Source organism: Anaerotruncus sp. 1XD42-93 (assembly GCF_009917605.1).
Taxonomy (GTDB): domain Bacteria; phylum Bacillota; class Clostridia; order Oscillospirales; family Ruminococcaceae; genus Anaerotruncus.
On the sequence record NZ_QZEG01000087.1, the window covers coordinates 1 to 6,895 of the forward strand.

The 6,895-nt window shown below is 59.5% G+C and carries 4 protein-coding genes and 1 pseudogene; all 5 read right to left on the reverse strand.

What is annotated here, in order from left to right:
- Positions 1-174: 174 nt before the first annotated feature.
- On the reverse strand, positions 175-2,466 hold the full coding sequence (locus D5269_RS18695) for a DUF4366 domain-containing protein (protein WP_243126931.1): 2,292 nt from the start codon (positions 2,464-2,466) through the stop codon (positions 175-177).
- Positions 2,467-2,470: 4 nt separating this feature from the next.
- Positions 2,471-2,719, reverse strand: coding sequence for a DUF4315 family protein (locus tag D5269_RS16375; RefSeq protein WP_016303794.1), 249 nt, complete (start codon positions 2,717-2,719; stop codon positions 2,471-2,473).
- Positions 2,716-3,618, reverse strand: coding sequence for a radical SAM protein (locus tag D5269_RS16380; protein ID WP_166545230.1), 903 nt, complete (start codon positions 3,616-3,618; stop codon positions 2,716-2,718). The genes D5269_RS16375 and D5269_RS16380 overlap by 4 nt, the downstream gene beginning before the upstream one ends.
- 41 nt (positions 3,619-3,659) lie before the next feature.
- Positions 3,660-6,620: a CD1108 family mobile element protein gene (locus D5269_RS16385; RefSeq protein WP_120486973.1), complete on the reverse strand. Its 2,961-nt coding sequence runs from the start codon at positions 6,618-6,620 to the stop codon at positions 3,660-3,662.
- Positions 6,617-6,895 (reverse strand): annotated as a pseudogene (locus tag D5269_RS16390) (hypothetical protein); the annotation flags it as partial. The pseudogene D5269_RS16390 and the gene D5269_RS16385, both read right to left, overlap by 4 nt.

The following is a 6,895-nucleotide window of genomic DNA, read 5'->3' on the forward strand; positions in this document are numbered from 1 at the left end:
TCTCACGCTCCTTTTTCAGATTTTTGTAGCATATCCCCACGCAGGGCGCATTTAGCCCGTAGGGACAGCGGTGGCAGGGATGTCCGGGCGGATGGACGGGGGAAGCAGGCGCGGCGCGGCCAGGGGACGGCCTTTGGGTCATCATCCGCTCAAAAGGGCTGTTGGTAAATCGCATCAGTCGTCCTCCCCGCCGTAGTTTTCAGGATAGTCCGGTTCCTCCGGCTCATCATAGGCTGTCGGTTCCTCATAGCCCGTCTGCCGGGTTTCTTCCTGCGCGTCCACATCCTCGTCCTCGTTGACCGTTTCCTCCTCGTCCCCGCCGGTCAGTTCGTCAAAGTCCTCCGCATCGTCCAAGTCTTTTTTAGGCTTATAGATTTTGAAGTAGTAGCCCGCGCCGCCAGCCGCCAGCGCCACAAACAGCACTAAAATCAGTGTGCCGGAACCGCCGCTTTTCGTTTTCTCCGGCTTTTTATCGGGTTCGGTTTCCGTATCGGTCACAGGGGCTTTTCCGGTACAGTCTTTCCGGTTCAGGGTGCAGACCGGGCAGTCGGTGTTGACCTCGCCGGCGGCGCACTGTTCCGTACAGATGCAGGCCGGCTCCGGGTCGGGGATTGCGTCCGTCTGCGGCGCGTCGTCCTCCTTGACTGCCAGCGCCATCAGGTCGGCTTCGGTGACGGCGTTGAGGAAATACACGTTTTCCGTATCGCGCTGGTTGTCGATAATCAGATAAAACACGTTTTCATCCGGCGTCTGGATGGTATAAAACTCCTTGCCGTCCTCATTGGTGGCGTTATCAAGCACCGTGGCCTGGCCGTCCGGGGTCAGGGGAACCGGGTCGCGGGGCGTGGTGTCCGCTTCCTCGTCCGGGTCGGCGCTTGCCGAAGCGGAGGGCTTTGTGCTGCCCGTGCCAGCAGCCGGTTTTGTGGCGCTTGTTGCCGGGGCGGTAGTCTGCGTGTTGGGTGAGGTTGTCGCGCCCGTTGTGGGTGTTGTAGCCGCAGGCGTGGTGGTTGTACCAGGCGTGGCGGATGTACCCGGCGCGGTGGTTGCCGGGGGCTGTGTCTGGCCGGTGGAGGGCTTCTGTTTGTTATCCTCCGCCTGATAGTTGGGGTTTTTGACCTGCACGATTTTTGATTTGTTTCCCGCAGCGTCCACCGCCTGCACCGAAAGCTGCTCGTAATCATCGGGCAAATCCCGCAACGGTACGTCCAGTGTGCCGTTGGTTAAATCGGTGTATTTCTCGCCGTCAATATAGATTGCCGCCACGCCGGAAAGGTCGTCTTTGGCTTCTGCCCGGAGCAGCCGCCCGTCCATGCTGGCGCGTAAGGTGGGCGCGGTGCGGTCGAAGCACTCCATATAGCGGGATTTTTCGTAAACTTTCCCATCGTGGCCGGTGGCGCAGACATAGACGGTGCAGTTCTCCGAAAGGTCGATTTCCCCGTACCAGCGGTTATCCCGCTGCTTCAAAGTGTCGGTTACATCGCGCCATTGCCCGTTTTTCTCGATTTTCACCTGAACGAGAGCAAAGCCGCTGCCGGCTTCATCGGTAATGCGAAACTCGGCGGCGGCGCTGCCGGTCGCCCAGCCGGAGGGCGGTGTAATCTTGATGGAGAGATTGGATGCCGGGATGAGCGCGGGGGCTTTGCCGGTGCAGCCGGTCAGGTCGGCTCTGCAGATCGGGCAGTCGGGGTTGACCGCGCCAAGCTCGCACTTGTTTTCGCAGACGCAGACCGGGACAGGCGCAGGGGCTTCGACGGTGCAGCCGGCCAGGTTCAGCAGGCAGACGGGACAGTCCGCATTGACCGCGCCGGGTTCACAGTGGGCGGTGCAGATACAGACCGGCTCCGCTGGCGGTTCCGGCTCTTTGCCAATGCAGCCGGTTACATCCTGCTTGCAGATGGGGCAGTCTGCATGGAGCGTGTCTGCCGTACACCTTGTTTCACAGATGCAGACGGGTTCCGGTTCCGTGGGCGGTTCCGGCTCTTTGCCAATGCAGGCGGCTACCTCCTGCACACAGACGGGGCAGTCCGCATTGAGGGTGTCCGCCGTGCAGCGAATATCACAGGAGCAGGTGATTTCCGGCTCGGTGGGTACTTCCGGCTCTGCGCCGGTGCAGGCAGCTACATCCTGCGTACAAACCGGGCAGTCTGCGTTGAGGGTATCTGCCGTGCAGCGGGTATCGCAGAAGCAGGTGATTTCCGGCTCGGTGGGTGTTTCTGTTTCGGTGGGTGCTTCCGGTTCCGTGCCGGTGCAGGCATTCACATCCTGCGTACAAACCGGGCAGTCTGCGTTGAGGGTATCCGCCGTGCAGCGAATATCACAAGAGCAGGTGATTTCTGCCTCTGCGGTGTCATGCAGCCCCTCGGCGGCAAAGGCCGCGCCCATCAGGGGGAACATTGTCCAGGCACAAATAAAAATGCACAGCAGCATCGCCGCCGTGCGCTGAAAGCGTTTTGTTTTCATATTCATATACTCAGATTTCCTCCTTATCCATGTTTTCAAAAGTTCGGGCATTGCCAGCCGGGGGCATCTTCGCCCCGCGTATCATATCCAGCAGCCCCCGCAGTTCCTCCGGTGAAGCCGCCACGCCGCGCACCACCTGCAAGATTTCAAGGTTTTCCTGCTCGGTGATCTGCTTCTCCAAGTCCCGCACACGGGCCTGCCACTCGGCGGCTTTTTCTTTGGCTTTCGCCAGGTCGGTTTTTAATCGGTCAATCTTCACGTTGTCCCTCCTGTTCTGTTTGGAATATAATCGGAAAAGTTTTTGACAGTGTAAAAAATCCGCTTGTTGTTCACCCAGCGCTGAAGCTGGCGGGTGATTTTCGGCGCGGTGGGGCGGTCGTAGACCATCACATAGGGGTCATAGCCCATGCCGCGCAGGGTTTCCACCCGGTACAAGTCCTGCTCATGGGTGCTGCCGTAATTGGTCAGGACGTAGACGCGCCGCTTTCGGTCGCTCTTAATGGCGGTCAGTTCCAGAAAACGCTTAAAATGCCCGGTCAAGTCCTCATTTGGATTGTCCCAGGCAAAATGCACCGCCTTGGTGCGTACCCGGTTTAGGAGCGCCACATTGTCCGGCGTAACCAGGCGGATGTCAAGCCCCTGGGAAAAGTCCACCCATGCGTGGCTTTCGGCAAGCTGTAAAATCAGCGCTTCATGGTCGGGGCAGGCGAGGAGGTTTGCGTCCAGCAGCTTGATTTCTTTCTGCCCGTCCCAAAACTCGGACAGGTCGGCTGCTTTGCGGCTTTTGCGCCCCTCCTTGCCGCTGACAATGCAGAATCCGCAGTTTCGCGGACAGCCACGGCTCAAAAAGCCATAGGCGGTATCGGAAAACTGCGGATATAAAGAAGCGTCCGGGCGGGTGTGTTCCACCGCATCCGGTAAATTTTCCCTTATGCCGTAGCCCGTGCCGCCTGAAATGACGGCATCGGCATTGGTAACGGCAATCGTATCTTTCGAGTAGGTATCTGTGAATACCCGGCTTTTATAAACAAGGTCGTAGTGGTTCCCTGGGTTCCACCACTCAACCAGGTCGCCCCGCGCCTTATGGTGCGCGGACAGCTTCATCAGGCACAGGTTCGGCCAGTTGTGGGAATCCACATCAATCAGTCCAATTTTCAAATCATACCTCCGTTTCTGGCAAAAATGCTTAAAAAAGTGTTTCAGGGTAGACGCCCATATCCGTACAGATGGGCAGACCAATAGGGGCTTCCCGTATTGGCGTAGGAGATCGGGTCGCCGCAGTGAATGAACCGCCCGCCGCCCACATAAATCCCAACGTGGCTGACCGGCCCCGGAGAGCTGTATGTACCGGTAAAGAAAATCAAATCACCGGGCTGTGCGTTTGCCGAAGATACCGGGGTACACAGGTTATAAAGCCCCTGTGCCGTCTGCCGTCCCACGCTGCCCACGCCGGACTGGTTAATGACCCACGAAACATAGCCGGAGCAGTCAAAGGATGTGGAGGGGGAACTGCCGCCCCAAACGTAAGGCCATCCTAAAAATTTTTCTGCTTCATGGAGCATCGCTTCAAAGCTGCCGTCCCCCATCGGTTCGCCGGAATAGTCCGGGATAGCCGGCCCGCCGGGTGTGCCGGGGATTGCTCCGGTTCCATCGTCGCCGTTGTCCACGAAGAAATAGGGATTTAAGTATTCGCCGTTTAGCATGACCTCTAAATGCAGGTGCGGCCCCGTGCTGTTGCCGGTGCTGCCAACGGCGGCGATCACATCCCCGCGTTTTACTTCCTGGCCTGCGCTGACGTTTAGGCTGGAACAGTGGGCATACCGGGACTGGTAGCCTTTATCGTCCTCAATCACCACGCACAGCCCGTAGCTGCCCGCGTCGCCAGCCGATACCACGCGCCCGTCCTGCACCGCCAGAATCGGCGTACCCTGCGCCACGGCAAGGTCAATGCCGCGATGCAGGCTCTTTTCCCCGCTGATGGGGTGTACCCGCCAGCCGTAGCCGCTGCTCACGTTCCCCAGCCATGAGAAATCAAAGGGGTTCCCAAACGCCTGCCGGTTGCCGTAGGTCTGCATATACACACCGTAGCGGTCGGTCTGTTCGCCGGGAGAGAGATGGCTTTGTGCCACGGCAGACAGCGGGCGCACGGTCAATGTGGTTTGCAGGACGTACCAGTCATAGGGGGCGCCGTCATCGTCGTACCGGGTTTCCACAATCACTTCACGGGTGAGGGTGTACTGCTCGGAAAAAATGCGGTCGATTTCAGACTGAACCCCTGCAAAGGTAAAGGCATTGAACGCCGTGGAAAGGTAGCCCAGCAGTTCATAGGGGTTGTGGCTGATTTCACCGATGTTGTAGCGGTATTCATCATAGCCGGGGTAATTTTCCTCGGTATTGTCAATGTCAATCTGTAAATCCGTTTCCTTTTCGGTGTAGTAAAGGTCGCTCTGGCAGATTTCCCCCTCGTCGGCCATGTAGGACGCAGAAATATAGGAGGACTGGAAGCCGGAGAACATAGCGGTGCAGGAGGTCAGGCCCGTGGCAAAGAACATCACCACCAGCGCCAGCATTGCAACCGCCAGAAAGACCGCCTTATGCGCCGCCGCATACTGGGCGATGGCGCGGGCAATCTTGCCGGTAGCGGTCAGGACGTTTTGGGTAAATTTCGCGCTCTGTTTGGCTTCATGGGCGGCCTGGGCGTATTTCCGCTTGATTTTCTGTTTCTGCACCCATTTTGCCAGCGCGTTTTTGCGTTGCAGTTCGGGGTTATCCCGCAGGGCAGTCTGCCATGCAAGGTCGGTGTGCGCCCGCGCCGCTTTCTGCTGTGCTTTCCGTAAAGTGCGGTAGGGCTTGGCGCGGCGGCGGTTCCGTTCCCAGCGCAGGACGCGCCCCACGCCCTGCTCGGCAACCAGTTCGCTTTTGTGGGCGGATTCCAGAGCCACGTTGTCGCGCTCGTATTCGCGGATTTTGCTGTGCAGCTTGATAACCGCCGCCATTTTCACCGCGCCGGCCCCACGGGAGAGCAGGGAGGGCCTGCGGTACTCCGGCAGCACTTCCTCCTCAAAACGGAGCCGCCGTTTCATTTTCCCGCTGGCTTCGTCAGGCTGGCGCTCCATGTGCAGGCGGCGCTTGGTAGGCAGCTTCATCTGCGCCTGCTCCACGCGGCGGTCTGCGCGTTCTGTGCGGCGGACGGCTTTTTCATACTTCTTTTGCTGGCGGATGGGGGCATCGGGTGCGGCATCGCTGGCAGTTTCCGAATCTTTGGCGGTATCCTCAAATTTCAGGCGCGTTCCCTGGGGCTTTGGCCTGCCCTCGGATGCTGTCTTATCCTCCGGCTTGGCGGCGTGTTCCGCCAGATTTGCCGCCTGCCGCTTTTTTATCGCTGTGCGGTCGGCGGTGGGGTCATCGGGTTCTTCTTCTTTGCTAAATTGCAGGCGGGAGCCACTCTCGGAGATACGCCGCTTTGTGGCGGGTATGTTGTCTGCGCCGCGCATAGCGGATGTTTCCCGGCTGTCTGGTCTGGCGGCGTGTTGGGCGGACTTTGCCGCCTGCCGCTTTCTGATTGCTGTGCGGTCTGCGGTGGGGTCTGCGGGTTCTTCTTCCAGGTCAAATTGCAGGCGGGAGCCGCCTTCAGAAGTGCGCCGCTTTGGGGCAGGAGCGCCCTCTACGCCGCGCATAGCCGTTTTTTCCTCACTGTCCGGCCGGGCAGCGTGTTCCGCGAATTTCGTGCTTTGCTTCTTTTTGCTCGTTTTCCCCCGCTTTTGGGGGCGTTTCCTCACCGGCGCGGGAGTGGGTTCCTCGGCGGCTGGCGCATCCAGTAATGGCATATCCACCGCGCCCCGCATGGTTGCCGGGGCATCGGGCGGCGGTTCGGCGGTGGCGTCTGCCAGATATTCCGGCGTAAGCAGCGGTTCCGTCTGTTCTGCCCTTGTTTCCGGCGCAGGGCGGGGCTGTTTCCGCTTTTTGCCGGTGTCTGCGCCCCGTACTGCCGGACGGCGGATGTCCTCCCGTTCCGTGGGGCGGGCGCGGTCAAAGGCGGCATCCGCCGTGCGCTGGCTGACGCGCTTTTCCTCGCCGGTGGCGCGGTTGTGTTCCACCAGACCGTCCCGTCCCATCTTCTGAACCTTTTTCTCCCGTGCCTGAAACCGTTCCCGGCTCACCGTGCGGCCTCCGGCGCTTTACGTTCCGGCTCCGGGGCAGGGCGGGCGGCGGCTTCGGCCTTTTTCTCGTTCAGCGCTTTTCGGATGGAGGGCTTTTCAGAGCGCGTGTCGGCCTTTAACTCGGCTTTGTATTCCTGCTCTTTTTGTTCAAAAACCTCATAGAAAAAGGCCGCAAAGCCTTTGCCGCTGGCACGTTCCGGGGCATCATTGATGCAGTCGCACCACTGGCGGCAGGATTCCTCTAAAACCGTGTCAAACATTTTGACGCGGGCAGG